The organism is Paraburkholderia sp. GAS334, from assembly GCF_050436625.1.
Lineage (GTDB): Bacteria > Pseudomonadota > Gammaproteobacteria > Burkholderiales > Burkholderiaceae > Paraburkholderia.
The window spans coordinates 109,702-132,667 of the sequence record NZ_JBNDMO010000007.1 but is presented as its reverse complement, the minus strand read 5'-3'; the positions used below and the strand labels follow the sequence as shown (position 1 = coordinate 132,667).

The following is a 22,966-nucleotide window of genomic DNA, read 5'->3' as shown; positions in this document are numbered from 1 at the left end:
CCCGTCACAAGGATACAGAGGTGCCGATGCCCAGCAGCATTCTTGTCATTGAGGACGAGCCCGCTATTTCCGAGCTGATTTCGGTCAATCTTCAGCATGCGGGACATTGTCCGATTCGCGCGTACAACGCTGAGCAGGCGCAGAACCTGATCAGTGACGTGCTGCCCGATCTCGTTCTGCTCGACTGGATGTTGCCGGGCAAGTCGGGCATCGCCTTTGCCCGCGACCTGCGCAACAACGAGCGCACGAAGCACATCCCGATCATCATGTTGACTGCGCGTGGCGACGAGCAGGACAAGGTGCTCGGCCTCGAAATCGGCGCCGACGATTACGTGACGAAGCCGTTCTCGCCGAAAGAACTGATGGCGCGGATCAAGGCGGTGTTGCGCCGTCGCGCGCCGCAGTTGACCGAAGACCTCGTCGCGATCAACGGCCTGAAACTCGATCCGGCGACGCATCGTGTGGCCGCGCACGCGGAAGGCAGCGAGATCAAGCTCGATCTCGGTCCGACCGAGTTCCGTCTGCTGCATTTCTTCATGACGCATCCGGAGCGCGTGCATAGCCGCACGCAACTGCTCGATCAGGTGTGGGGCGATCACGTGTTTGTCGAAGAGCGTACGGTCGATGTCCACATCAAGCGTCTGCGTGCCGCTCTAAAGCCGGCAGGGTGCGATGCTATGATTGAAACGGTGCGTGGCAGCGGTTACCGGCTCGCGAAAAGCGCCTGACGTTTGCGCGCATGGTGCAACAACGGCAATGACCGCAGCGTGGCGATGGTCCCGTCCCGTCGCGGCGCGCATGAATCCCTCTTCGACCGATAGAACATGAACGTCATCTGGGCGCGGTCCATCGTGTCGCTCGTGCTGCTCGCGATCGCGTGTGCGGGCGTCGGCATACTTGTGAACGTCAAGGCTGCCCTCATCCTCGCGATCGTCGTGCTGGCCGCGCAGACCTGCTTCAGCACGTTCCACAAGCAGCGTCTGTGGCGTCTGCTCGACGCGCCTGTCTATGGCGAGGTGCCGAGCGCACCGGGCGTCTGGGGTGAAATCTACTATCGGTTGCACAAGCTCGCGAAGCGCTGGCACGCACAGGTGCGCCAGGTCGAGCAGCAGCACTCGCGTTTCATTCAGGCCATTCAGGCGTCGCCGAACGGCGTCGCGATGCTCGACGACCACGATCAGATCGAGTGGTGCAATGCGATCTCCGAAGTGCATTTCGGGCTCGACGCGAAGCGCGATCTGCGTCAGCACATCACCCATCTTGTCCGTCAGCCGGACTTCGTCAAATACCTGAACTCGCATCTCTATGACGAGATGCTGATCATGCGCGGCATGGGCGAAAAACGGCAGAACGTGCTCTCGGTGCAGGTGTTTCCTTACGGCGAAAATCGCAAGCTCGTGCTGTCGCAGGACATCACCGAACTCGAACGCACTGACGCAATGCGACGCGATTTCGTGGCCAACGTCTCGCACGAACTGAAGACGCCGCTCACGGTGCTGTCAGGTTTTCTCGAGACGATGCGCGAATTGCCGCTCTCTGAAGCGGAGCGCTCGCGATATCTCGAACTGATGGAGCAGCAGGCGGGGCGCATGCGGCATATCGTGAGCGACCTGCTGGTGCTGGCGACGCTCGAAGGCGACAACAAGCCGCCGAGCGAACAGATGGTCGATATGCGCGCGGTGATGCGCCATCTTAAGGACGACGCGGAAAATCTGTCAGGCGAGCGGCATGCCTTCACGTTCGATATCGATGAAGGTCTGACGGTGACGGGTGTCGAAACGGAGATACTGAGCGCGCTTGGCAATCTGGTGACGAACGCAATCCGCTACACGCCCGACGGCGGCAAGATTCACGTCGACTGGCATGCGAACGGCGGCAGTGCGCTGTTTTCGGTAACCGATAGCGGCCTTGGTATTCCGGCCGCCGATATTCCGCGTTTGACGGAGCGGTTCTATCGCGTGGACCGTAGCCGCTCGCGCGACACGGGCGGGACAGGTCTGGGGCTCGCAATCGTCAAGCACGTGTTGCAACGGCACGATGCGCAACTGGAAGTGAAAAGCGAAGTGGGGCGCGGCAGTACGTTCACTGTGCGGTTCCCGGCTTCGCGTACTGCAAGGCGGCAACCGGCACCGGCTTGAGCCGCCAGTGTGATCAGGACGGCGACACGATGATTGATGTCGCCGTCTGTACCGCCGGCATCAGGGACAGAACCGCGCCAGCAAACTCATCTGCGCATTGCGCGACGATTTCCCCGGCCGACGCCGACGATAATGCCCATCGCTCTGCATGAGCCACGCGGTCTGGTTGTCGCCGAGAAACGCCGATAGGCCCTCGGCAATCACACGCCGCTTCAACCGGCGGTTATTGACCGGAAACGCCACTTCGACACGGCGGAAGAAATTGCGGTCCATCCAGTCGGCGCTCGACAGATAGACCTGTTCCTCACCATTCGCGTAGAAATAATAGATGCGGTGATGTTCGAGAAAACGTCCGACGATTGAACGCACCGTGATGTTCTCCGACAGGCCCGGCACGCCCGGCTGCAAGGAACACACGCCACGCACGATCAGATCGATCTTCACGCCCGCCTGCGACGCTTCGTATAGCTCGGTGATAACGGTCGGCTCAAGCAGTGCATTCATCTTCGCGACGATGCGCGCCTTGCGTCCCGCGCGCGCATGATCGGCTTCAGCACGAATCGCTTCGACGAGCTTCGGATGCAGCGTGAAAGGCGACTGCCACAGCTCGTGCAGTGTCAGTTCGCCACCAATGCCCGTCAGTTGCTGGAACACGTGATGCACGTCTTCGCAGATTTTCTGGTCGGCGGTCATCAGGCCGAAGTCGGTATAAAGGCGCGCCGTGCGCGGGTGGTAGTTGCCCGTGCCAAGGTGAGCGTAGCGCTTGAGCATCGATTTACCGTTCACCGACACGCGCCGCACGATCAGCATCATCTTCGCGTGACACTTGTGGCCCACGACGCCATACACGACGTGCGCGCCAATCGCCTCGAGCTGGGACGCCCAGTTGATGTTGGTCTCTTCGTCGAAGCGCGCGAGCAGTTCGACCACCACCGTCACTTCCTTGCCGTTGCGCGCGGCCTGCATCAGCGCGTCCATCAGCGGCGAATCGGTGCCGGTGCGATAGATCGTCTGCTTGATCGCGACGACGTTCGGATCCTTCGCGGCCTGCAACAGCAGTTCGAGCACGGGCTGGAAGCTTTCGTATGGATGATGCAGCAGCACGTCGCCCTGATCGATCACATCGAACAGGCTCGCGCTGTTGGCGACCTGCTTCGGAATCGCGGGAATGTGCGGTACGAACTTGAGATCGGGCCGGTCGACCATCTCGGGCAACTGCATCAGCCGCACGAGATTGACCGGGCCGTCGACGTAGTAGCAGTCCTTCTCGGAGAGGCCGCTTTCGTCGAGCAACCGGCGCGCGAGATGCGCCGGCGTTTCCGCCGACACTTCGAGGCGCACCGCATTGCCCAGATGTCGCGCGGGCAGTTCGCCCTGCAGCGCGACACGCAGATTGGTGATTTCGTCTTCGTCGACGAACAGTTCGCTGTTACGCGTGATGCGAAACTGGTTGCAGCTGCGCACGACGAGGTTCGGAAACAGTTCGCCCACGAAGCGCTGCAGCAGCGAACTCAGCAGCACGAAGCCGTGCGGATAGCCCGACAGTTCCTGCGGCATGCGCACGAGGCGCGGCAGCGCGCGCGGTGCCTGCACGATGCCCATCATCGCCTGGCGGCCGAACGCATCCTTGCCTTCCAGTTCGACGACGAAGTTCAGGCTCTTGTTCAGGACGCGCGGAAACGGATGCGCCGGATCGAGTCCGATCGGCGTCAACACAGGCAGCAGTTCATCGAAGAAGTAGTTGCGCGCCCATTCGGTCTGCGCTTCGTTCCACACTTCGGTGCCGTGAAAATAGATGCCTTCTTCCTCGAGCGCGGTCAGCACGGTGTCATGCAGCATCGTGTACTGACGATGCACGAGCTTCTGCGCGCGTTCGACGACGAGGTCGTACACGTGCTGCAGCGACATGCCATCGGGCGAAAGCGCGCCCGGGTTGTCGCGCATCTGCTCATGCAGACCGGCCATTCGGACCTCGAAGAATTCGTCGAGGTTGCTACTGGTGATACAGATGAAGCGCAGGCGTTCCAGCAGCGGCACGGCGGGGTCCGCGGCTTGCGCCAGAACTCGCTCGTTGAAACCTAGAATGCCCAGTTCGCGATTCAGAAGAGGGTAGCGGATGGACATCGGCAGCGAGAAGGGATTGTCGGTGGATGACTCGAAAGGACGCTCGGAAATTCGCACAGTATGATGACGTTCTTATGACATTCACGAATGTCACAAATTCTACGCCGTATCGGGTATCTGTCGTTAATTCGACCCAGTGTATATGGGACCATAGCGCACCCACAACCGCGAGGGTGACACCGTGAGGACCAGTACGCTTAAAATGGCGTCTTTGAACAGCGCCGCGGCCAGCAAGGCCGCCGCGCTTGCGCGCATGGAGTCCGCTCAATCGATGGTCAATACCCCGCAACTCCTCGCCGCCGTGGACATGGGCTCGAACAGCTTCCGGCTGATCGTGGGCCGCGTCGAAGAAACCGAAGCAGGCAGCCAGATCTATCAGGTCGACGCCCTGCGTGAACCCGTGCGGCTTGCCGCCGGTCTGTCGCGCGACAAGATGCTCGATCGCGCATCGCAGGTGCGTGGCTGGGACGCGCTGAAGCGTTTCGGCGAACGTCTGCGCGATTTCCATCCTGATCATGTGCGCGCCGTCGCGACGAACACATTGCGCATCGCGAAGAACGCGGGCGAATTCCTCGGCGAAGCCGAAGCGGCGCTCGGGTTTCCGATCGAAGTCATTGCTGGCCGTGAAGAAGCGCGTCTCATCTACGCAGGCGCAGCACACTCCGTGCCTGCGAGCGCCGGCCAGCGGCTGGTCGTGGACATCGGCGGCGGCTCGACAGAATTCATCATCGGCTCGCACTACACGCCGATCCGCATGGAAAGCCTGTACATCGGTTGCGTGAGCCACAGCCGCACGTTCTTTCCGGCCGGCAACGTCGACGAATACACGATGCGTCAGGCCGAACTCGCCGCGACGCGCGAAATCCAGATCATTTCCAGCGACTACAAGCAGACGGGCTGGGATCAGGCGATCGGTTCGTCGGGCACGGCGCGCGCGCTGGCTGAACTCGTCGAGGCGAACGGCTTCAACGATCCCGGCGTCACGCATGGCATTTCGCGCGGCGGTCTGGAGAGGCTGAAACGTGCGTTGATCAAGGCGGAGAACGTCAACAGGCTGAAGCTCGTCGCGCTCAAGAGCGACCGCGTTCCGGTACTGGCGGGTGGCCTGTCGATCATGCTCGCCGTGTTCGATGAACTCGGCATCGATTATGTCGATACCACCGATGGCGCGTTGCGTCTTGGCGTGCTGTACGACCTGCTGGGGCGGTCGCAGCACGAGGACATGCGTACGGTGACCGCCGAGGGCTTCATGCGGCGCTATGGCGTCGATCGTGCGCAGGCGGGGCGTATCGGTGAGCTTGCCGTGCGCTTCTATGACCAGTTTGAAGAAGCCGACGATGAGCGTCGTGCGGAGAACCGCATGTTTCTCGGCTGGGCCGCGTCGCTCCATGAGATCGGCCTGTCGATTTCGCACAGCGCGTATCACAAGCATTCTGCCTACATCGCGAGCAACGCCGATATGCCGGGCTTTTCGCGTACCGATCAGGCGCGGCTGGCTGCACTCGTGCTCGGTCACGCGGGCAAGCTCGGCAAGCTGTCGCAGACGCGTGAAGTGGAATGGCCGTTGCTGTTCTGTCTGCGGCTTGCGTCGCTGCTATGCCGTCGACGCGCCGACGTCGGTTTGCCCGGCATTCTGGTCGCGCAGGCGAACGGCGGCTACGAGGTGCGTCTGCCCAATGAATGGGTCGCGAAGAATCCGCTGACCGACTACAGCCTGATCCAGGAAGCCGCGGAGTGGGAGAAGGTCGGCATTCCGTATCGCGTCGTTTATACGGACGATTGAGCCGGCCAGTTCACGGCTCGCGCTTCACGCCGCGCTGTTTCGATGTGAAAAACCCCGGCTGATCTTCATCGATCTGAACTGACCCCTCAAAGTTGGACAGTTAAAAGCTACGCGGCCACGGGCTGGGTCCTGAATTGCACAGGACTCAGCCCGTTTAGTTTGAGCCGGATGCGCTCGTGATTGTAGTAGTGGATGTAGTGGCGCAGTCCGGCCTGCAACTGCTCGATATTGGCGAAGCGGTTGAGCCGGAAGAACTCGGACTTCAGTGTACCGAAGAAGCTCTCCATGGCCGCGTTGTCCAGACAGTTCCCCTTGCGCGACATACTCTGCTGCAAGCCATAGCCGGCCAGCAGTTGTCGGTAAGCCGGCATCTGGTACTGCCAGCCCTGATCCGAATGCAGCAATGGCCTGTCGCTGCCACCCAGCCGGCTGATCGCCTTCTTCATCATGCCGCTAACCAGCTCGAAGCACGGCCGGCGGTCCATCTGGAACGCCACGATCTCGCCGTTATACAGGTCCATGACCGGCGACAGATACAGCTTCTGCCCGTTGACATTGAACTCCGTGACATCGGTGACCCACTTCTGGTTGGGCCGCTGCGCATCGAACTGCCGCCTGAGCAGGTTGGGCGCCACGCGTCCCACTGCGCCCCGGTATGAGCGGTACTTCTTTGGCCGTACCAGTGACTTCAGCTGCATTTGCCCCATCAGCCGTTGCACCGTCTTGTGATTGATGATCTGGCCAGCGTGCCGCAGCGTCGCGGTAATGCGCCGGTAGCCATAGCGGCCCTTGTGCCGCTCGAACACCGCGCGGATCTGCTCCTTGAGCTCAACATGCCGCTCGCCCACCTCCAGCAACTTGAGCTGGTAGTAAAACGTGCTGCGTGCCAGAACGGCGGCCGTCAGCAGTGCCGCTACCGGATGGTGTTGCCTGAGTTCGCGCACTATCTGTGTTTTTTCTTGAGCGCCGCCCGCTTCTTTGCCTCGAGCAGCGCATCGAACTTTTTTAGGTACGCCACCTCCGCGCGCAGATACTCGATCTCCTTGAGCAGGTCTTCGCGCGTGCGCGCATCCGGCGCAGTCTTTTCCGTGGGTTTTTCTGGCTGTGGGGCAGTCATCTTCCGGAGGCGTCTTCGTGAACGGGACGTCAGAGCGTCTATACCGCCCTCATCATACAGACGTGCCCATCGCGCCACGCTGGCCGGGTCGCGAATATCGAACAGCGCCGTCACCTGTCGACACGACAGGTCATCGCGCCACATGCGCTGTAACACCTCCAGCTTGAACCGTGCATCGTAGCGCGTGAATTTCTTGCGCAGCCCCGCGCTACCGTGGTTCTCGTAACGCGCAATCCATCCACGCAGCATCGAATAATCCACGCCGTGTCGTGCCGCCAGCCCTTCCAGGCCTATGCCGCCGGCCAGATATTCATCCACCAGTTGTTGCCGGAACTGCTCGTCGTACTTCGTCATGAAAAACACCCCAAAGGTTGGATCGGTGTCCAACTTTTGGGGTGCAGTTCATCATTTCAGGCGGGGTTTTTCGCCTGCCGTGCGTCGATCTGGCGATCAGCGCGACAACGAATCGCCGAGGAAATGCTTCGCGTAGCGCGCGTTGATTTCCGACAGACGGAAGAGCGTCAGAAAGTCAGCCGTGTTGAAGTCCGGATCCCATGCCGGTGCGCCGCAGATTTTCGCGCCGAGACGCAGATAGCCTTTGACGAGCGGCGGCGGCGCGACGTCGACGCCCGTCTGCAGTTCGTCGACCGGCAGCGGGGTGTGCGGGAACGCGCGATATTCGGGCGCCGTCAGCGCGCTGTCGCGCAGCGAGACGTACAGGTTCGACGCGTAGTGTCCGCCGTCGGCCATCGAGACGCTTGCGCAGCCGAGCATCGTCTCGTAGTCGTTCTGCATCATGTACGAAGCAAGGCCGGCCCACAGCGACATGATCACCGAGCCGCTGCGGTAATCCGGATGCACGCACGAGCGGCCGACCTCGACCATCTTCGAGCGCAGATGCGTGAGGCGCGACACGTCGAACTCGCTTTCCGCATACAGACGGCCAATGCGCGCCGCCTGGTGCGGCGGCAGCACGCGATAGGTGCCGACCACTTTCAGCGTATCGAGATCGCGCACCAGCAGATGGTCGCAATACGAATCGAACGAATCGACATCGAGTCCTGCGGGGCCGGTCAGGCGCGCGCCCATTTCGTCGGCGAAGACACGGTAGCGCAGACGCTGCGCCTCGCGCAGCTCTTCGTCGGTTCGGGCCCAGGTGACGCGGAGCCGGTGCTGCGCGGTGACCGTTTCTTCGGCGCGCGGCAGACGGCGGCGCGGTTCGGACAGGATCGAAGCGAAGGGCAGGGTAGGCGTCGGCAGTTCTCGCATGGGGCGTTCCTGGTGAAAAAGGGAGGAGTCCGTTTTTCCGCCAATGTAGTAACGCCAGGTGACGCTCGCATGGCAATGCGATGACGATTCCATGACGCGTCGTAAGGACCGCGCCGGAAGAATATAGGGATCAGACGAGATCCGGGCTCATCACCGCACGCAGGATGACCTGTTCGTCGCCGGCGCGCTCGCGGTTGGTGAGCCACCAGAGGCCGGCCTTTTTGATCGGCCAGCTCGTCGCATTGCCGGACAGCAGCAGCGCCGCGACCTGGCCGAGCGTGGGCTGATGACCGACGATGACGACCGTCGGCGCGATGCCGTCGGGCCAGCCGGCGGCGGCGAGCACGTCGGTGGCGCGTGCGCCCGGCGCGAGTTCCCGTACGACGCGATACTGGTCGGTCAAGGGCTCGACGGTCTGCACGGTGCGCACGGCGGGGCTGACGAGAATGACGGCGTCGTCGTCGAGCCGCGCGCGCAGCCATTTCGCCACGCCCTGCGCCTGCTTGCGGCCACGGACGGTGAGCTGCCGCGCGAGATCGCTCGATGCGACGTCTTCGGCTTCAGCGTGACGCCAGAGGATGAGGTTCATCGTCGTCTCCTTGTGATTCGGTGGTGCGCATGCGAAGCGATGCGTTTTGTGCCTGCTGGCACTGTCGCATGCCCGCGCGGGAACGGGCAAGGCGAACCTTTCTTGTGCCCGGCCCGATTAAAGATTGACGCGGACGTCAGCACCCAGATAGAATCTCGGATTCGTCGGAGCGTAGCGCAGCCTGGTAGCGCATCTGATTTGGGATCAGAGGGTCGTAGGTTCGAATCCTATCGCTCCGACCACGAATGAGCAGTAAGCGGAAACAGATAGAAGCAGCCAGAAACGCAGTAAGCAAAAACCCGCGAAGCCGGAAGGCGACGCGGGTTTTTGTTTTTCCGGCGCGAAGAAATTTCGTGGATCAGCGTACAGGCGTACAGGCCTGCACATCGCAGGCATCTGCGTCGCGATCCGTATGAAAGAAAACGATGCGCGCGGGAGACGCGCTCCCGCGCGAGGACTGGGGCTCAGCGTCTGTGACGCAGACGGTCGAACATGTGATGCCCGGCGTCGAACACGTGATGTCCGGCGAGCCAGTGATGCAGCATGCCTTCGCCGCCGTGTTCGCGTCGGTACGTTCGCGATTCGAAGACCGATAGCGCGACCAGCACGAGCAGACCGATGCCGAGGCCGATCAGCCCCGCGATTGATTCAGCATCCATGGCACCCTCCCTGGACGATTACAGTCATGCGTACATAGTAGGTCAGACATCGCGAAGCAGGGAAGTCATTGTGCGCTGCACACCTGCCGTCAGCGAAAACGCCTTGCAGGTAGACTGGCGGGCGTGCCCCACCGGGCGCGTCTCACGTTTATCCCCGCTTTCGAGAGTCTATGAATCGCGCCATTCTGATTGCCCTGCTGCTGACCGCCCTGACGGGCTGTGCCGACAACCCCAGCGCCCATCACAAGACACCACCAAAAGATCCGCAGGATTATCACGGCGTGCCGACCGACGACCGTCCGCCGTCGATGCTCGATACACCGACCGCTCCCGCTGCACCGGCCGCGCCGAAGTAAGTACGGTCCGTGTCGGGGCCGCCCGCCCGTTGCGTCACACGACGCCGGCGGGCGCGACGCTCGCCGCCGTGCGCGGCAGATAGCGCATCAACGTCGCGCCGCGCGCGAACATGAAGATGAGCAGCGCGAGCCACAGCCCGTGGTTGCCATACGGTCCCATCAGCGCCCACGAGGCAGCGACGAATACCGTCAGCGATGCCGCCATTGCTTTCATCAGGTCGTGCGTGCGCGTCGCGCCGATGAAGACGCCGTCGAGCAGAAAACCCCACACTGAAATCACAGGCGATAACGCGGCCCATGGAAGGTATGTTTCCGCCGCAGCGCGCACGGCGGCCTGATCGGTCAGTCGTTCGACGATCCACGCGCCGCCCGTCCAGTACGCGACCGAAAACCCGAGCGCGCCGAGCGCCGACCACAGCATCGTCACCTTGACGGCCTGACGGAACGCATTGCGGTCGCGCGCGCCGATCGCCGCGCCGACGAGCGCTTCGGCCGCGTGCGCGAAGCCGTCGAGGCCGTAGGCCATGAACGTCTGGAAATTGAGCAGCAGTGCGTTGGCTGCGAGCGTCGCGTCGCCTTGCCGCGCGCCGAGATGGGCGAACCAGCCGAACGCGCCGAGCAGACACAGTGTGCGCACGAAGATGTCGCGGTTGATCGCGACGAGCCGCCTGAGCGCCGTGGCATCGACGAGCGACGCGCGATCGGGCGTGGGCAGTCCACGCGGCCTCAAGTACCAAAGGATCGAAGCGCCGAGTACGAAGCCGAGCGCGTCGGCCGTGGCCGTCGCTGCGCCGATGCCGGCTATGCCCCAGTCGAACACGTACACGAAGAGGAGCACCGCGACGATGTTGACCGCGTTGATGAAGACCTGCGTCACGAGCGCAAGGCGCACGCGCTGGGTGCCGAGTAGCCAGCCGAGCACGACGTAGTTGGCGAGGGCGAGTGGCGCGGCCCAGATGCGCGCGTGGCAATACACGCGTGCGTGCAGTTGAACCGCTTCACTGCCGCCGATCGCGCGCAATGCATAGCCGATTAGCGGCGCCTGCAGCGCAAGCACTACCGCGCCGATCACGAACGCGAGCAGCAGCGCGCGCAGAACGTTCATCCGCAGGCCGGCTGCATCGTTTGCACCGAACGACTGCGCGACGAGCCCGGTCGTCCCCATTCGCAGGAAGCCGAAGCCCCAGAACACGAAGCTGAAAAACAGGCCGCCAAGCGCGACGCCGCCGAGATACGACGCGCTGTCCAGATGACCGGCGACGGCGGTGTCGACCGCGCCGAGAATCGGCTGCGTCAGATTCGCAATGACGATCGGAAAGGCGAGGGTGAGCACGCGGCGGTGCCAGCGAGCCGGAACGCCGACGACGGGTTCGACCGCTTCGGCGCGGGTTCCCGTGCCGGATTCGGGGCGTTCTGGCGCACGGCTCGATGTATCAGCCGGCGAGCCGTCCGGCGCCCCGTTCGCGCCGCTCAACCGCGTTCCTGCACGCAGACCCACGGCGATACGACGACTGCCCACAGGTCCGGGTCGCGTGCCGCGAAGTCGGCCGCTGTCTCCGCCTGCACCCGTTCGACGAGGCCCGCTGAAAGCCATTGGGCCACCTGCGCGGTATCGTCGCTGGCGATGGCTTCGGCGACACTTACGAGGTCGAGGTCACGGACGACGCGCAACAATATGCCGCGCGCGAAGAAGCGTTCGAGTTCGGACCAGCCGATCTTCGCGGTTTCAGCGAGGAGCTTAAGGTAAAGCGGGCTGTGGGTTGCGTCAGGGGAAGTCATGGGATATCGGGGAACTGGACAGGCGGTCGTCACTATAAACCATCGACGCGGCGTCGCTTCCGCGAGGACCGTCGCGAGGGGATTCCGCAAGGAAATTAGCGTCGCCATTTTAGCCGTGATTTAAACAATCGCTAAGACATCGGCATTTAATCTGATCAAAGCGCAATACCCGAAACCGGCAGCGGACGCGATTGCATTTAGCCATTAAATCGATAGAAGAGTGCGCTTGCGCACCAAGGTTCAAGCGTGCAGGTTATCGCAAAAAAAATGCAGCCACGCTGCTTGTGAGAGACGCTTTCGCAGCCCGCTGAAAGACCTGTTCCGTCAGGCGTAGAAGCAGGTCTGGCGCGGCTCTCAGGGGAGATGGAGAGGGCGAAAAAAGAAGCGAAATGCTCCGCTGCGTCGCAGCATTCCGGATACTTCGGTTTGCTAAATGGACGAGGCGCAGTTTGGTTGAGGGGCACTCCGTGCGCCGAGTAACATTATTTGCACAATTAATCGATTGCGTGGCTATAGGCGCGTTGCTAGATTTCGTTTCGGCGCATGGTGAACCGGTCCTTTGCCGATATGCGCCGAACCCCCGTTAGCCCGGCCTCGTGCCGGGCTCTTTTTTATTGCGCATCAGACAACGATCCGACCTAAGCGTCACTGCTTGCAGTGGATCACCATCGATCGGTTCTTCACGTTCGCGCCGAGAATTCCACCGATCGATCCGCCCGATGTCGCGCCGGTGTCGACATCCTTCGAGATCACGTCGTATCCATATGCGCCGCATGCTTCGCCGGCCTGCTTGTAGCATTCGCCCCAGCTTTCGCTGGCGTCGCTGCCGCTGCAGTTGATCGCGAAACCCGTCTCGCCGCTCGGCAGATAAGTGAGCTTCGATGTGCTCGAGCAGCCCGCGAGGCCTGCGAGTGTCAGGACGGCCAGTCCGGCCGCCATGGCGAGTGCGCTTTTCATCGCAGATTTCCTTTTAGCGGACGCAGCCGGTTGCCGCGCCCCTTGAGAAGAATGGATTGTCCGAAAGCACGCAGGGTTCCCCGCGTGCCAGATCGACGGGCGGCAAAGGGCGATGCAATCGATATTACATCGACCTTACATTGCGCCTTGCAACTCGCTTGATCTCAGTGGTCCAGCCCGGCCGCCACGTCTTAGCGAGGCGGCAGGGAGCGGGCCGGGTCGATCGAACGGCTCTGATAGCGCAATTCGAAGTGCAGCATCACGTGGTCGCTGTCCGTGTCGCCCATTTCGGCAATTTTCTGACCTTGCGAAACCGTCTGGCCTTCCTTCACGACGAGCGCGCGGTTGTGCGCGTAGGCGGTCAGATAATCGCTGTTGTGCTTGATGATGACGAGGTTGCCGTAGCCGCGCAGACCGTCGCCGGCGTACACCACGGAACCCGCCGCCGCCGCGACGACCGGCGTGCCGGGCGCGTTGACGATGTCGATGCCCTTCGAGTTCGCGCCGTCGAAGCGGCGTGTGACATTGCCCTGCGCAGGCCACACGAGCGCGATCGACGAAGCGGGCGCAGCCGATGGCGCAGGCGCCAGCGCGGTCGTACCGCGCGACGCTGTCGAACCCGCTGACGCCGTCGAGCCAGACGAAGCCTGCGCGCTGCCCGCACCCGCTGTCGTGGTATTGGCGGGCGGCGCGACACGCAGCACCTGGCCGGTTTCGATCGTGTCGGGATGGGTCAATCCGTTCCATCGCACGATGCTCTGTACCGAGGTCCGGTTGCTGCGCGCAATACCGGACAGCGTGTCGCCCCGCTCGACACGATAGAACCCTGGCCCCACCGGAGCCGCCCCACACGCGGCGAGCACTGCGATCATCGATACGCAGGCGAGCCGTCTGATTTTTGTTCGCAACCTGGACCTCGCAAAACGCTGTCGCGCGCCGATCCCCGATCACGCACGCCAGTAGCAAAACGACCGATTCTAACGGTTTTGGATTGCAGCACCCGAAATGCCGCGCATCTCACCTCACGTGTCTGCGGCAACGCTGATGCGCAGCGCTGCGGTTTCCGTCGCGCCCGGTGCGAGCCAGCGCAACCCGAAGCCGTTATGAATGGCATCGGGCAGTCCGAGCCAGGGCTCGACGCAGTAGAAGTCCGATTCCGGCGCCAGGGTCCACGTCGTCACGGCGTACCAGGGGATCGAACCCGGCCGCTGCAGATCGATCGTGATCGTGCGGTTCAGGCCCGGCGCGATGATTCGCACCGGCCTGTCAAGCGTGCCTTCGGGCAGATGGAAGCGGTCGAGGATACGCCCGTCGTCGAGCGTGTAACGCGTTTCGCCAGGCTCGGCGGCGCTGATCGACGCGTCGGCCAGCTGGTGACGGCGCTGCGTCGGCGGCAGTTCGAGCGTGGTTTCGCCGCGCTGCGTGTGCGGCAGCGCGAAGTAGAAGTGGTGGCCGGCGTAGTAAGGCAGCGGTGCGTCGCCGGTGTTGGTGGTGGTGAGCGCCACGTCGAGCGTGTGTGCGTCGGCGAGACGGTAGGTTGCCTCGAAGCGGAAGCCGAACGGATAAGCGGTGCGCGTGGCGTCGCTATCGGTGAGCGTCATGGTGACGCCGCCGCCTGCCGCATCGAGCTCTGCAGCGAACGGCAGATCGCGCGCGAAGCCGTGCATCGGCAGATCGCGCACGACGCCTTCTGCGTCGCGCCAGCGCCCGATCTGGCCGTCGACGAAATGCCGCGCAAGAAACGGAAACAGCAGCGGATTACCGCCGCGGACTTTGGCCGGCTGACTCCAGTCGGCGTCGTCGGGCCAGTAAATGACCTGTTCTTCGTCAATATCCCACGACAGCAACCGGCCGCCTGCCTGCGGCGCAATGCGGAGCAGGGAAGCGCCCTGCGTGATTTCGAGAATGTCCTGATTCTGGAATGTGGCCATGGTCGACGTTCAGAGTGAATTGGATGCGTTGCGTGAACAGGAAGCCGGCGCGTGAACTCCCGGTGGCCGATTTTGCGCTGGTTTGAGCTACGGGGAAACCCTTTCTCGGGAAATTGCGGGCGTGACCGCACGGACAGGCTTGCCGATAATCCGTACCAGCGCTGGTTGTTCGACCGGCGGGCCGACAGTTCAGAACGGAGGACGCATGGATCTCGCAATGGCAATGGGCGTGGCTTTGCTCGGTATGTTCGCTGGCAGCACCATTTACTTCTTCTACAAGGTCGAGCGCTAGACGCGCCGGTAGCCGCTCAAGGGAACGCCTTGCGCGTCGTATCCAACCTCCTTTGCCATTCGAAAAAGGCCCGCTTTTGCGGGCCTTTTGCTTTCGTTTTATTTACAGGTGTTTCAGGTTGTGACGCGGTGCGGCAAAAACCCGGTTATATGTGCGGTAAACCCTTGGCGGTGTCCGGAGCGCCAGGCATAATCGTGCGGCTCCTACGCACGGGAAGCGTTGTCCCGCGCGATGTTTATCACCTTGAGAGGACCGCCGCGTGAACTTGTGGTTTCTGATTTTTCTGAGTGTGTTGCAGGGCGTCACCGAGCTCTTTCCGGTGAGCAGTCTCGGCCATACCCTCCTCGTGCCGGCGCTGTTCGGCATGCACATCGACAAGCATGCGCCGCAGCTGCTGCCGTTCCTCGTCGCTTTGCATCTTGGCACCGCCGTCGCGTTGCTGTGGTATTTCCGCAAGCGATGGGTCGCGCTGATCAATGGCTTCGCCGGCGCGCTGCGCGGTCGTCGCAACGACGAAGGCCACATGATGTGGGCGCTCATCATCGGGACGATTCCGGCGGGTCTGGTCGGGCTGATTCTCGAAAAGGATCTCGAGCGCGTGTTTCACGATCTGCGGATCGTCGCGATCGCGCTGATCGTGAACGGCGTGCTGTTGTGGTTCGGCGATCGTCTGCAGCGCTCGCGTGAGCATCGCGCGCCGGAGAAGCTCACGTTCCGGCAGGCGTTTTTCGTCGGTCTGGCGCAGATCGGCGCGCTGATTCCGGGCTTTTCGCGCAGCGGTCTGACGATGATCGCGGGCAACGCGGCCGGGCTCACGGCCGAGAAAGCAGCGGAGTTTTCGTTCCTGCTTGGCACGCCGATCATTTTCGCCGCGGGTCTGCTCGAAGTGCCGAAGCTCTTTCACGCACCCGACCAGCTCGCCGACGCGCTGCTCGGCGGCGTGCTCACGGCGATTGCGGCGTATCTCAGCGTGCGCTTCCTGATGCGCTACTTCGAGGGACGCGGCAAGCTGGCATCGTTCGGCGTGTACTGCGCGATCGCAGGCGTGCTGTTCCTTGGCTGGTTCATGATGCATCCGCAGCCGGTTTAAGCCGGCGCAGGCTTGTCGTGCCACCGCTCACGCCGGCCCGTCGGGCGCGCCGCGGCGATGCGGTATAATTTGCGGCTCGGTCGACATCTCAGGCCGGGCGACCACTACGGTCTTTGCCTCCCCATAGTTCAACGGATAGAACACGGGTCTTCTAAACCTGAAATCGAGGTTCGATTCCTCGTGGGGGGGCCATAGGTATTCCCAACGTTTCCCAGGATCTACCAAAAAGTATGGTAAGTCAAGGTCCTGCGGCGCTTCGCTTGGCCAAGATTGCCCAAGTTTTCCAATTGACACCCGCGAATATCGGGGGCATCGTTGGGGGCAGTCAAGGCAAACCGGGGCACTTTCGATGCCCCCTCACAATCGAATGCCCCTTTCCGACGTAGCTGTGCGTTCTGCCAAACCGCGCGAGCGGGCGTATAAGCTGGCTGACGGCCAAGGCATGTACCTTGAGGTCATGCCGAACGGCTCCAAGTACTGGCGACTGAAATATCGAATCGACGGCAAGGAGAAGCGGGCAGCGCTGGGCGTGTACCCGGCGGTGTCGCTGCTCGCCGCTCGTAAAGCTCGAGACTCAGTCAAGGAAGCATTACGCGCGGGCCTCGATCCAACACACGAGAAACGACGCGAGAAGCTGGAACGCGGAATATCCCGAGCCAACTCGTTCGAGGCGGTCGCGCGCGAATGGCACACGAGCAAGGTCGAATCGTGGGCGGAAGGGTATGCAGCCAACGTGCTCAAGGTCTTCGAGCTGGACGTCTTTCCGTCGCTCGGCGCGCGCCCAATCAAGGACATCACGGCGCCTGAACTGCTCGACGTCATGCGGAAGATTGAAAGCCGGGGCGCGATCGAAATGGCACGCAAGGCGCTACAGACGTCCGGGCAGGTGTTTCGATACGCGATCGTTACAGGAAGGGCGGAGCGCGATCCGTCGACCGACCTCAAGGGCGCACTCAAAACCCGCAAGGTCAAGCACATGGCCCGCATCGGCGAGCCGGAACTTCCGGAACTGCTCCGCAAGATCGCGACGTATGACGGCGAGCCACAAACGAGGCTGGCGCTTCAGTTCATGGCGCTGACGTTCGTGCGCACCGGCGAGCTGCGCTTTGCGGAATGGACCGAGATCAACGAGGACCGCGCCGAGTGGCGCATCCCGGCAGACAAGATGAAGATGGAGTCGCCGCATATCGTGCCACTGTCGATGCAGGCGCTTGAAGTGGTCCGAAAACTCAAAGAGTTAAATGGCCGATGGCAGTGGGTGTTCCCGCAGCAGACCAACGCGAAGAAGCCGATCAGCGAGAACACGATCCTGTTCGCCCTGTATCGCATGGGGTATCACTCACGCATGACCGGCCACGGCTTTCGCGGCCTCGCGTCAACAATCCTGAATGAGCACGGCTTCAATCGCGACTGGATCGAACTGCAGCTGGCGCATAGCGAGCGCGATGACGTGCGGGCTGCATACAACCACGCGCAGTATCTACCGGAGCGCAGGAAGATGATGCAGTGGTGGGGCGATTATCTTGAGCGTGCTACTACGAGCAAGGCTAATGGATAGATTGGCCGTCGCATTGTCCCCAGAGCCTCAGGCCGCTTCTAGATGGCGTTGAACCTTGCGACTGATTTCGGATCTGTCATCGATTCCTGCGACCATATCATTGGCGGCATTCATCAAGCGCGCTAGGTCGGCTTTAGGGATGTCATCCAAGCTCGAGACTACAACTAGAGAATCAAAGTTTTTACCGACAGCCCTAAGGTGCTGCATGGTGATCGTCGACAGTCTAGCCTTATTGGAACTGTCGACCCCGAAGACGAGGAAATCTCGGCTTTGGGGAAGCGCTATCCTGTAATCAACCACGTATGAGGACGCCGCAGGCAAATCTCGATATGCAAAATCTCGATCGACTTGTCTCCCCGCTGCCGCATCCCGGATGATTTCCGCCAAGTCGTCCAAGAAAGTGTCCGCGATACGTTTTCTGTTCCACTGGGGAAGATCGAGCACACGAGCCACGGCTTGAGCGGTGTTGAACAACCCCTCTGCGAATTTGTTGGAGGGAACATCTGAGTACAGAGCGCCTTCCTCTGATTGGTTTACGCCGCAATCTCGAAGGATTTGTTCATACACTCGGCCGCGCGCGCTTTTCTCAAGGTCGGACAGGTCCATCTCATACGACAGGCGCATCCTTGTTGATCCGTGGTCGGTGAAACGGTAGCCTCCGGCGTTCGCGAGGGCGTACAGGGTAATATGATCGCCGTCCCGTCCAACCATAGGAAGTGCAAGCCTCAGACCGCTAGGTGTCTGTTGCTTACGTATTCCCGCGCACACTGCGGCGCATAGGGCATCGTCGACGGTTGTGGCTAGATCAGACATGCTTGACCTGAAACTGTGTCCGCTTCGACAACATTATAGTCTTGGAGAAGGGCCGTCAGGGCGCCGGCCAGGGTCGTATATCTGTCGGTCTCTTCTGCATATTTGTCTGGCTTGGAACTCGATCCATATCGTTCTGTGGCCGTGTGAATGTGACACACAAACGCGAACTCATTGCCTTCGATAGGATTCGAATGCGCGTGGTCGGAGCCGTTGTAACGAGCAAGCGGAACGGACGATCCGTCCTTCGCCAGCCACACGATGCCAGCTGAAAAATTGTCGGCAATAATCGTGCTCTGTCGGGTGTAGATGCGATAGACGTTTCCATCATCGTCTTCGGCCATTATCTCGGCCTGCGAGTGGCCTTTTGCCTTCGAGGATTCTTTCCATTTCGACGTCGCCGTTTTTTGGTGGGACCGGAGGGCGTCGAGAAGTTCTTCGGTTATGTTGGGCATGGTCTTTCGTTCCCGTCAGCGGGGCTCTCGATCTTCTTAACGGAAGAATAGGGCGAGACTCGATTGGGGTATTCCCGTAGTCCACGTGGGGGTTAAATGAAAATCCGTCTCGACGAATGGCTGAAACGCGAGTTCGATCCGCCGCCAGCAATCCGCACCGCACGTCTGTGGATCAAGGCTGGCAAGATCTATCCACCGCCGGTGAAAGTGGGCCGATCATACTATGTCGAGCAGAATGCAACGTTTGTGGATAGTCAAACCCGACCGACGCTGGCCGATCGTGTGATGGCAAGTCGGAAGGCAAGAGGTTACGACGAATGAACGAGGAACTTCGAATTGCGCTGCTCGCGGTGCAACTGTACGCCGAGCGGCACCCACGACCGTCTCAAGTCAACCAGAAGCAGGCGGCGGAGATGCTCGGTGTGAGCGCGCGGACAGTCGGCAAGATGGTTCGCTTTGGCACGTTCAAATTGAACAGATGCGGCATGATTCCGATTGAGCAGATAGACGCAGCGCTGCGGCCAGTGTGATGAACGCACTCAACATCAAGCAGGTGGCAGAGAAGGTGGCACTCGGTCAGTCTACGATTCATCGCCTCGTCGCGAATGGCGAGTTTCCGAAGCCATTCAAACTCGTCGGAAATCGAACGGCATGGCTCGAACGCGATATCGATAGCTGGATCTCGGAGAAGTCCGGAAGCGCTCCAAAAAGCGAAGCCTCAATGACATTCAAACTGCTTTCCCCTGAGGACTTGCAAGCAATCACAGGAGCGCAGCGTTATTCGATCCAGGCCAAATGGTTCGAGGAGAATTTTCACGTCAAAGTGGTCTGCCGCGCCGATGGATCGATAGTTTTGACACAGCAAGTCTTCGAAGCTCTTCTGGCGAAGCGCATGGGCGTCGCGCCCAAGGTCCAGACTCCGCCTGAGATTGAACGTCCCGCTCTTCGACCAGCGACTAATCGCGCGAATCGCAAGTCGGGATAAGCCGCGCAACGCCCAACGTTTACAAATTCCCGCTTGACCTGTATGCGGTAGCGAACTAATCTCGCAATGTGTCTTAGACAACAGACACCGGGTTTGGCGACCCGAACAATCGAAGCGCACAAACCGCGCTGAGCGGTTTTTTTGTGCGTGTCGCCTTCGCGCGCCTTCTTCTATGGGCGGGCCCTGGCGGGGAGACCTTCGGGTCTGCCGGTTCCTTCGGTTGCCGGTTCGCCAACCCCGCCTTGTGCCCGCTCACCCATTTGGCGATGGGGCTCGGGTTAACTCAAACCGAAGAGGCCGCATCATGTTGCGTCATATCCCCGCCCGTTCTGGGCAATCCCCCGTTCAGTTTCCGTCGTTCGTCCAAGCCGGTCGACACGCGGCCGATCTCTGGCTCGTTGCCGCGCCGCTCAGCGCTGGCGAGTTTCGCGATTTGCGCTACCGCAATCTCCTCTCCGGCATGCCCATGCTTGCTGATGAAGCGGAGCGCCGCGAGGCCTTCAACGATGCATATGCACGTCGCATTGCAGAGGCGATCGTCCGAGCGTCACTCGCGCCGAATGCGCGAACAGAGGTCGTTTCCCATCGCTGATCGCGACGCGATTCGCTCATTGGCGCGCTCAGACTAAAAAAGCAGAGCCCGCAGAGTGTCGGGCTTTCGAACAAGGACCGGAACTGCAACGAGAACCAAAATGGATAAGCCTTTCCAAACCCCGATCAATCTTGCGTCCCTGCAGAAAAAAGAAGCCCTTCAGCATGCCCGTATCGCCGGCCAATCGTTTCTCGACGATTCCGAGGCGCTTCAGCCGTTTATCGGCGAGATGGCTATGAAGTGGGTCGACGCAAATATGCCGATCGCAGATGGTCAGACCGACGATCAGTTCAGTGAGCTCGGCGATGCGCTGGAAGCGGAATTCTCTAGAGCGCTATCGGCTGGTTTGCAGAAGTCCCGGGCGCACCCGGGGTATGCGAACAGCGATCCATTGCTGAAGCGCCTCGATAAGCTCCTCGGCGAGAAAGCGCGCGCCGCGTGGAAGTTGCACAACGTGCTCGCCTTCATGGTGAATGCATTGCCCGAAGACACCCCAGATGGATTGCCCACACGCTGCACGGTGATCGATTTGCGGCGCGACATGGACCATCTCGCCAGCAGCCTAAGCGACCTGCAGGACGAGATCGCAGCGTTCGGGGAGACAAGCCATGAATGACGCAGAGATCCTGAAGCACCCGGCTTTTGACAGGTCACCCGTAGTAAATGCCAGACGTCGTGGGCCGACCCCGCGCGACATTCCTATGCTCAACCGCGAGCGTCGGCACCGTGAACTAAAAGCCCAGCAGGAGGCGCAGCGCACGCCGTCGCCTGAGGAGCGGATCGCCGAGTACGAGGCGGCCTTCCAAGAGGCGGCGCGTGGTCTGCTGGTCGCGGCGCGGGCGCTCAGTGCCGTCAAAGAGAAGCTTCGGAGCTCGTAGCGTGACTGATAACCGCTGGCATAACCGTCTGCAACCGCGCCTAATGAACACTGCGAGCTTAGTCTTCGAAATATCCGGTTGCCAGCGCCTCGTCGAAATCAGTGATCCAAGGGGCGAAGTGATCGGTGTCGTAGATCGCCATCTTTCCGTTGGTGATCCGCGTCACAGAGATTTGCCGAATGGCGCCGGCCCTGCTGCCTCCCGGGAAGGCGTCATCGTCCGTGATCTTGAACTCGCTCAGGTCGATTCCCCGGCTTGCGAGTACAGCCTTGACGTCCTCTTGTTCGTCCCAGGAAAACTCGGTGAAGTCACGGGCTGCCATGTTCGTCTCCTCGGCGCGGTGAGCAGAAAACATCCTAGCACTGAGGTACATTAGGGCACAGCATTCCCCCGTCGAGGACAAACAGGTTTCGCCGTTCCGAAACAGCAGCAGTAAGCTCGAAGTCAAGCCGCGCCTAGATCGGCCAATCGAAAACGGGTTCTCTCACCCGCTGGCGCGGCTCTCCTAGCGAGGGAATTGCGTGAGGGCGCAATGGAAAAAGACCAACTGGAAAGCATCTTACTGGAGAAGTTGGCACGACTTGCCGAAGAGTTTGTCGCTACGCTGACCATCGCAGAGGCCCGTTCGGAACGCGATATCGAGATTGCTATAAAAGCCATCGCCGACGATATAAGCGACGATGGACTTTCCGATGACGGACTTCTCACGGTGTGGGAAATGTTCCTGGATGACGCAGTAGCGTTCACGGATGATCCAGCGAAACTTGAGGCCGCGTTGCAGACCCGGCTGAATCCCCCGCTCGAAGTCGCGGAATACGCACTGCTTGTAGGACTGTATCTCGTGAGAGCGGGCATTAGTCGCGTAATCGACAACCTGCCGAAACAACACCTGCTTGCGGCGTTGCTGCTATCGGATGCGGTCGAGGCGCAATGCTATTGGAAGGCTCTTCGTGGGCCGATACGTTGCCGCAATCCCGATCCCAGGCTGATGAGGGCTGAAAGAACCCTGCAACGGCGTGAGGGCGAATTGTTGGTGCGCGGTGAGATCAGCGAGTCCGCGAGACGAGCTGCGAACGCGAGGCACGAGAAGCCGGGAGGCAGTCGAGAGAAGCGAGAAACGATCCGCACTATATGGGCGTCGGGTAAATACACGTCCCGCGATATCTGTGCCGAGCAAGAGTGCGGAGCCTTGGGCATGTCCTATTCCACCGCACGGCGGGCGCTTCGCAATACGCCCGATCCCATCTAGCCGCTGCGCGCTCTGACTAGCCGCTGCGCGCACCGGCCGTTACGTTTTGACTGGCAAATCCTTAGTCTGCGGACATGTTCTCCACTGTCTGCGAGGTTTCGCCAATGGCTGCAAATTCCCAACCCAAGTCGCCGTCCGCTGACGCACAATTCGAACACGCATTGCTCCCGCTTGACGGCTACACGCGTTGGAACGACCTCAAGCGGCTGGTCCCTCTGTGTCGCGAGAGCATTCGTCAACGCGAACTGGAGGGGCGCTTCCCGCGTCGCATTCACCTGTCTCAGCGCTGCGCCGTGTGGTCGAATCGCGAGCTGCACAAGTGGCTTGCTGACCCCGTCGGATATCGGGCGTAAGG

The 22,966-nt window shown here is 61.2% G+C and carries 27 protein-coding genes and 2 tRNA genes; 16 read left to right on the top strand and 13 right to left on the bottom strand.

All coding sequences use genetic code 11. The features are described from left to right. Positions 1-26: 26 nt before the first annotated feature. Together phoB and phoR are read left to right on the top strand one after the other, a co-directional pair. Positions 27-728: a phosphate regulon transcriptional regulator PhoB gene (phoB, locus tag P3T21_RS15235; protein WP_028199153.1), complete on the top strand. Its 702-nt coding sequence runs from the start codon at positions 27-29 to the stop codon at positions 726-728. 96 nt (positions 729-824) lie between these two features. Further along, on the top strand, positions 825-2,138 hold the full coding sequence (phoR, locus tag P3T21_RS15230; RefSeq protein ID WP_429256756.1) for a phosphate regulon sensor histidine kinase PhoR: 1,314 nt from the start codon (positions 825-827) through the stop codon (positions 2,136-2,138). A gap of 60 nt (positions 2,139-2,198) precedes the next feature. Here phoR and ppk1 read toward each other — a convergent pair whose 3' ends face one another. Then, positions 2,199-4,262 carry a polyphosphate kinase 1 gene (gene ppk1 / locus P3T21_RS15225; RefSeq protein ID WP_429256755.1) on the bottom strand — a complete coding sequence of 688 codons (2,064 nt, stop codon included), beginning with the start codon at positions 4,260-4,262 and terminating at the stop codon, positions 2,199-2,201. Positions 4,263-4,464: 202 nt separating this feature from the next. Between ppk1 and ppx the strand changes: the two genes are divergently transcribed. After that, a complete protein-coding gene (ppx, locus tag P3T21_RS15220; RefSeq protein ID WP_429256754.1) occupies positions 4,465-6,045 on the top strand; it encodes an exopolyphosphatase in 1,581 nt (526 codons plus the stop codon). 107 nt (positions 6,046-6,152) lie between these two features. Here the strand turns inward: ppx and P3T21_RS15215 are convergent. From P3T21_RS15215 to sixA, 3 genes are all read right to left on the bottom strand, one after another. Further along, positions 6,153-7,516 (bottom strand): IS3 family transposase gene (locus tag P3T21_RS15215; RefSeq protein WP_429256753.1). Its coding sequence is split into 2 segments (ribosomal slippage): positions 6,153-7,045 and positions 7,045-7,516, totalling 1,365 coding nucleotides; the frame shifts between segments, so codons are not numbered across the junction. 96 nt (positions 7,517-7,612) lie between these two features. Next, positions 7,613-8,431, bottom strand: coding sequence for a GNAT family N-acetyltransferase (locus tag P3T21_RS15210; RefSeq protein ID WP_429256752.1), 819 nt, complete (start codon positions 8,429-8,431; stop codon positions 7,613-7,615). 130 nt (positions 8,432-8,561) lie between these two features. Then, positions 8,562-9,020 carry a phosphohistidine phosphatase SixA gene (gene sixA, locus P3T21_RS15205; protein WP_429256751.1) on the bottom strand — a complete coding sequence of 153 codons (459 nt, stop codon included), beginning with the start codon at positions 9,018-9,020 and terminating at the stop codon, positions 8,562-8,564. A 165-nt stretch (positions 9,021-9,185) separates the two neighbouring features. On the opposite strand from sixA, the gene P3T21_RS15200 reads away from it, so the two are divergent. After that, a tRNA-Pro gene (locus tag P3T21_RS15200) sits at positions 9,186-9,262 on the top strand. Positions 9,263-9,484: 222 nt separating this feature from the next. Here P3T21_RS15200 and P3T21_RS15195 read toward each other — a convergent pair. Further along, complete coding sequence (locus tag P3T21_RS15195) at positions 9,485-9,679, bottom strand: hypothetical protein (RefSeq protein ID WP_429256750.1); 195 nt, start codon at positions 9,677-9,679, stop codon at positions 9,485-9,487. Between the two features lie 170 nt (positions 9,680-9,849). On the opposite strand from P3T21_RS15195, the gene P3T21_RS15190 reads away from it, so the two are divergent. Beyond that, positions 9,850-10,035, top strand: coding sequence for a hypothetical protein (locus tag P3T21_RS15190; protein ID WP_429256749.1), 186 nt, complete (start codon positions 9,850-9,852; stop codon positions 10,033-10,035). Between the two features lie 34 nt (positions 10,036-10,069). Here P3T21_RS15190 and P3T21_RS15185 read toward each other — a convergent pair whose 3' ends face one another. The 5 genes from P3T21_RS15185 to P3T21_RS15165 all read right to left on the bottom strand — a co-directional run bounded on the left by P3T21_RS15185 (position 10,070) and on the right by P3T21_RS15165 (position 14,702). Beyond that, entirely contained in the window at positions 10,070-11,368 is a 1,299-nt protein-coding gene (locus tag P3T21_RS15185) for an MATE family efflux transporter (protein ID WP_429256939.1), read from the bottom strand. A 137-nt stretch (positions 11,369-11,505) separates the two neighbouring features. Then, positions 11,506-11,814, bottom strand: a complete 309-nt coding sequence (locus P3T21_RS15180; protein ID WP_429256748.1) for a DUF2288 domain-containing protein — start codon at positions 11,812-11,814, stop codon at positions 11,506-11,508. Positions 11,815-12,459: 645 nt separating this feature from the next. Continuing rightward, positions 12,460-12,771, bottom strand: a complete 312-nt coding sequence (locus P3T21_RS15175; protein WP_429256747.1) for a hypothetical protein — start codon at positions 12,769-12,771, stop codon at positions 12,460-12,462. Positions 12,772-12,962: 191 nt separating this feature from the next. After that, positions 12,963-13,643: a peptidoglycan DD-metalloendopeptidase family protein gene (locus P3T21_RS15170; RefSeq protein WP_429256938.1), complete on the bottom strand. Its 681-nt coding sequence runs from the start codon at positions 13,641-13,643 to the stop codon at positions 12,963-12,965. Positions 13,644-13,793: 150 nt separating this feature from the next. Next, positions 13,794-14,702 (bottom strand): aldose epimerase, encoded by a 909-nt coding sequence (locus tag P3T21_RS15165; RefSeq protein WP_429256746.1) that lies wholly within the window; start codon positions 14,700-14,702, stop codon positions 13,794-13,796. Between the two features lie 551 nt (positions 14,703-15,253). Between P3T21_RS15165 and P3T21_RS15160 the strand changes: the two genes are divergently transcribed. From P3T21_RS15160 to P3T21_RS15150, 3 genes are all read left to right on the top strand, one after another. After that, on the top strand, positions 15,254-16,084 hold the full coding sequence (locus P3T21_RS15160; protein ID WP_429256745.1) for an undecaprenyl-diphosphate phosphatase: 831 nt from the start codon (positions 15,254-15,256) through the stop codon (positions 16,082-16,084). A 117-nt stretch (positions 16,085-16,201) separates the two neighbouring features. Beyond that, a tRNA-Arg gene (locus tag P3T21_RS15155) sits at positions 16,202-16,276 on the top strand. Between the two features lie 175 nt (positions 16,277-16,451). Then, the gene (locus P3T21_RS15150; RefSeq protein WP_429256744.1) at positions 16,452-17,642 is read left to right on the top strand and encodes a tyrosine-type recombinase/integrase; all 1,191 of its coding nucleotides are present in this window, start codon (positions 16,452-16,454) and stop codon (positions 17,640-17,642) included. Between the two features lie 27 nt (positions 17,643-17,669). Here P3T21_RS15150 and P3T21_RS15145 read toward each other — a convergent pair whose 3' ends face one another. Together P3T21_RS15145 and P3T21_RS15140 are read right to left on the bottom strand one after the other, a co-directional pair. Then, positions 17,670-18,353, bottom strand: coding sequence for a DUF1828 domain-containing protein (locus P3T21_RS15145; RefSeq protein WP_429256937.1), 684 nt, complete (start codon positions 18,351-18,353; stop codon positions 17,670-17,672). A gap of 89 nt (positions 18,354-18,442) precedes the next feature. Continuing rightward, entirely contained in the window at positions 18,443-18,907 is a 465-nt protein-coding gene (locus P3T21_RS15140; RefSeq protein ID WP_429256743.1) for a hypothetical protein, read from the bottom strand. A gap of 96 nt (positions 18,908-19,003) precedes the next feature. Between P3T21_RS15140 and P3T21_RS15135 the strand changes: the two genes are divergently transcribed. From P3T21_RS15135 to P3T21_RS15110, 6 genes are all read left to right on the top strand, one after another. Beyond that, the gene (locus P3T21_RS15135) at positions 19,004-19,228 is read left to right on the top strand and encodes an excisionase (protein ID WP_429256742.1); all 225 of its coding nucleotides are present in this window, start codon (positions 19,004-19,006) and stop codon (positions 19,226-19,228) included. Then, complete coding sequence (locus tag P3T21_RS15130) at positions 19,225-19,437, top strand: DNA-binding protein (protein WP_429256741.1); 213 nt, start codon at positions 19,225-19,227, stop codon at positions 19,435-19,437. The genes P3T21_RS15135 and P3T21_RS15130 overlap by 4 nt, the downstream gene beginning before the upstream one ends. Continuing rightward, a complete protein-coding gene (locus P3T21_RS15125) occupies positions 19,437-19,892 on the top strand; it encodes an AlpA family phage regulatory protein (protein ID WP_429256740.1) in 456 nt (151 codons plus the stop codon). Before P3T21_RS15130 ends, P3T21_RS15125 begins: the two co-directional genes overlap by 1 nt. Before the next feature lie 304 nt (positions 19,893-20,196). After that, positions 20,197-20,484, top strand: a complete 288-nt coding sequence (locus P3T21_RS15120) for a hypothetical protein (RefSeq protein ID WP_429256739.1) — start codon at positions 20,197-20,199, stop codon at positions 20,482-20,484. 55 nt (positions 20,485-20,539) lie between these two features. Then, positions 20,540-21,100, top strand: a complete 561-nt coding sequence (locus tag P3T21_RS15115; protein WP_429256738.1) for a hypothetical protein — start codon at positions 20,540-20,542, stop codon at positions 21,098-21,100. After that, positions 21,093-21,362, top strand: a complete 270-nt coding sequence (locus P3T21_RS15110; protein WP_429256737.1) for a hypothetical protein — start codon at positions 21,093-21,095, stop codon at positions 21,360-21,362. The genes P3T21_RS15115 and P3T21_RS15110 overlap by 8 nt, the downstream gene beginning before the upstream one ends. Before the next feature lie 58 nt (positions 21,363-21,420). Here P3T21_RS15110 and P3T21_RS15105 read toward each other — a convergent pair whose 3' ends face one another. Next, on the bottom strand, positions 21,421-21,684 hold the full coding sequence (locus tag P3T21_RS15105; RefSeq protein ID WP_429256736.1) for a hypothetical protein: 264 nt from the start codon (positions 21,682-21,684) through the stop codon (positions 21,421-21,423). A 210-nt stretch (positions 21,685-21,894) separates the two neighbouring features. Here P3T21_RS15105 and P3T21_RS15100 point away from each other — a divergent pair, with 210 nt between their 5' ends. Together P3T21_RS15100 and P3T21_RS15095 are read left to right on the top strand one after the other, a co-directional pair. Continuing rightward, positions 21,895-22,611, top strand: a complete 717-nt coding sequence (locus tag P3T21_RS15100; RefSeq protein WP_429256735.1) for a hypothetical protein — start codon at positions 21,895-21,897, stop codon at positions 22,609-22,611. A gap of 104 nt (positions 22,612-22,715) precedes the next feature. Further along, positions 22,716-22,964, top strand: a complete 249-nt coding sequence (locus tag P3T21_RS15095; RefSeq protein WP_429256734.1) for a helix-turn-helix transcriptional regulator — start codon at positions 22,716-22,718, stop codon at positions 22,962-22,964. The last annotated feature ends 2 nt before the right edge of the window (positions 22,965-22,966 follow it).

What these genes read in the sequence shown, in the direction of transcription:
- phoB (WP_028199153.1), top strand. Translation starts at nt 27, where the DNA reads ATGCCCAGCAGCATTCTTGTCATTGAGGACGAGCCCGCTATTTCCGAG.
- phoR (WP_429256756.1), top strand. Translation starts at nt 825, where the DNA reads ATGAACGTCATCTGGGCGCGGTCCATCGTGTCGCTCGTGCTGCTCGCG.
- ppk1 (WP_429256755.1), bottom strand. Translation starts at nt 4,262, where the DNA reads ATGTCCATCCGCTACCCTCTTCTGAATCGCGAACTGGGCATTCTAGGT.
- ppx (WP_429256754.1), top strand. Translation starts at nt 4,465, where the DNA reads ATGGCGTCTTTGAACAGCGCCGCGGCCAGCAAGGCCGCCGCGCTTGCG.
- P3T21_RS15210 (WP_429256752.1), bottom strand. Translation starts at nt 8,431, where the DNA reads ATGCGAGAACTGCCGACGCCTACCCTGCCCTTCGCTTCGATCCTGTCC.
- sixA (WP_429256751.1), bottom strand. Translation starts at nt 9,020, where the DNA reads ATGAACCTCATCCTCTGGCGTCACGCTGAAGCCGAAGACGTCGCATCG.
- P3T21_RS15195 (WP_429256750.1), bottom strand. Translation starts at nt 9,679, where the DNA reads ATGGATGCTGAATCAATCGCGGGGCTGATCGGCCTCGGCATCGGTCTG.
- P3T21_RS15190 (WP_429256749.1), top strand. Translation starts at nt 9,850, where the DNA reads ATGAATCGCGCCATTCTGATTGCCCTGCTGCTGACCGCCCTGACGGGC.
- P3T21_RS15180 (WP_429256748.1), bottom strand. Translation starts at nt 11,814, where the DNA reads ATGACTTCCCCTGACGCAACCCACAGCCCGCTTTACCTTAAGCTCCTC.
- P3T21_RS15175 (WP_429256747.1), bottom strand. Translation starts at nt 12,771, where the DNA reads ATGAAAAGCGCACTCGCCATGGCGGCCGGACTGGCCGTCCTGACACTC.
- P3T21_RS15170 (WP_429256938.1), bottom strand. Translation starts at nt 13,643, where the DNA reads ATGATCGCAGTGCTCGCCGCGTGTGGGGCGGCTCCGGTGGGGCCAGGG.
- P3T21_RS15165 (WP_429256746.1), bottom strand. Translation starts at nt 14,702, where the DNA reads ATGGCCACATTCCAGAATCAGGACATTCTCGAAATCACGCAGGGCGCT.
- P3T21_RS15150 (WP_429256744.1), top strand. Translation starts at nt 16,452, where the DNA reads ATGCCCCTTTCCGACGTAGCTGTGCGTTCTGCCAAACCGCGCGAGCGG.
- P3T21_RS15145 (WP_429256937.1), bottom strand. Translation starts at nt 18,353, where the DNA reads ATGGTTGGACGGGACGGCGATCATATTACCCTGTACGCCCTCGCGAAC.
- P3T21_RS15140 (WP_429256743.1), bottom strand. Translation starts at nt 18,907, where the DNA reads ATGCCCAACATAACCGAAGAACTTCTCGACGCCCTCCGGTCCCACCAA.
- P3T21_RS15135 (WP_429256742.1), top strand. Translation starts at nt 19,004, where the DNA reads ATGAAAATCCGTCTCGACGAATGGCTGAAACGCGAGTTCGATCCGCCG.
- P3T21_RS15130 (WP_429256741.1), top strand. Translation starts at nt 19,225, where the DNA reads ATGAACGAGGAACTTCGAATTGCGCTGCTCGCGGTGCAACTGTACGCC.
- P3T21_RS15125 (WP_429256740.1), top strand. Translation starts at nt 19,437, where the DNA reads ATGAACGCACTCAACATCAAGCAGGTGGCAGAGAAGGTGGCACTCGGT.
- P3T21_RS15120 (WP_429256739.1), top strand. Translation starts at nt 20,197, where the DNA reads ATGTTGCGTCATATCCCCGCCCGTTCTGGGCAATCCCCCGTTCAGTTT.
- P3T21_RS15110 (WP_429256737.1), top strand. Translation starts at nt 21,093, where the DNA reads ATGAATGACGCAGAGATCCTGAAGCACCCGGCTTTTGACAGGTCACCC.
- P3T21_RS15105 (WP_429256736.1), bottom strand. Translation starts at nt 21,684, where the DNA reads ATGGCAGCCCGTGACTTCACCGAGTTTTCCTGGGACGAACAAGAGGAC.
- P3T21_RS15100 (WP_429256735.1), top strand. Translation starts at nt 21,895, where the DNA reads ATGGAAAAAGACCAACTGGAAAGCATCTTACTGGAGAAGTTGGCACGA.
- P3T21_RS15095 (WP_429256734.1), top strand. Translation starts at nt 22,716, where the DNA reads ATGGCTGCAAATTCCCAACCCAAGTCGCCGTCCGCTGACGCACAATTC.